This is a genomic window from Pseudomonas sp. 05N433, assembly GCF_056396925.1.
The window spans coordinates 1-1,108 of sequence record NZ_JBFTML010000132.1 but is presented as its reverse complement, the minus strand read 5'-3'; the positions used below and the strand labels follow the sequence as shown (position 1 = coordinate 1,108).

Annotated in this window: 1 protein-coding gene; it reads right to left on the bottom strand. The window is 63.4% G+C overall.

Features of this window, described 5'->3' with window-relative positions:
• The coding region (locus AC1DIS_RS30015; RefSeq protein WP_477781306.1) for a VCBS domain-containing protein at window positions 1–1,108 on the bottom strand (1,108 nt) is incomplete at both ends.

Genomic DNA, 1,108 nt, shown 5'->3' with positions numbered 1-1,108 from the left:
CTTCCTGCACTGCACCAAGCTCGTTGCCGCTCGCGAAGCTGAGTACCGGTGCGTCATTGCTGCCGGTGACAGTGACGGTCACCTGCTGGGTGTCGACGCCGCCGAGGCCATCGCTGACCTGGATGGTGAACACTTCATTGTGAGTCTCGCCGGCCTTCAGCGATTGCACGGCACTGGCGACACCATCGGTGCCATTGGCCAACGTGTAGGTCCATTGGCCGCTGCCGTCGACGGCGATTGAGCCATAAGTGCCGGTGTTGGACCCGGCAATGCTCCAGGTGGCGGTAGCATCGTGGTCGATGTCGCTCGAGCTGAACTGGCCACTGACGCTGAGGCTGCTGTCCTCCTGCACCGCGCCGACATCGTTGTCGCTGGCGAAGCTGAGTACGGGGGCGTCATTGCTGCCGGTGACGGTGACAGTCACTTGCTGGGTGTCGACGCCGCCCAGGCCGTCGCTGACCTGGATGGTGAACACTTCATTGTGAGTCTCGCCGGCCTGCAGCGATTGCACGGCACTGGCGACACCATCGGTGCCATTGGCCAAGGTGTAGGTCCACTGACCGGTGCCGTCGACGGCGATTGAGCCATAAGTGCCGGTATTGGACCCGGCAATGCTCCAGGTGGCGGTAGCATCGTGGTCGATGTCGCTCGAGCTGAACTGGCCACTGACGCTGAGGGTGGTGTCTTCCTGCACCGCACCCAGCTCATTGCCCGACGCGAAGCTGAGCACGGGCGCATCGTTGCTGCCGGTGACGGTGACAGTCACCTGCTGGGTGTCGACGCCGCCCAGGCCATCACTGACCTGCACGCTGAACACTTCGTTGTGAGTCTCGCCGGCCTGCAGCGACTGCACGGCACTGGCGACACCATCGGTGCCATTGGCCAAGGTGTAAGTCCACTGACCGCTGCTGCTGTCGACGGCGATCGAGCCGTAGCTGCCGGTGTTGGACCCGGCAATGCTCCAGGTCGCGGTGGCTGCATGGTCGATGTCGCTTGAGCTGAATTGGCCGCTGACGCTGAGCGTGCTGTCTTCCTGCACTGCACCAAGCTCGTTGCCGTTGCCGCTCGCGAAGCTGAGTACCGGTGCGTCATTGCTGCCGGTGACAGT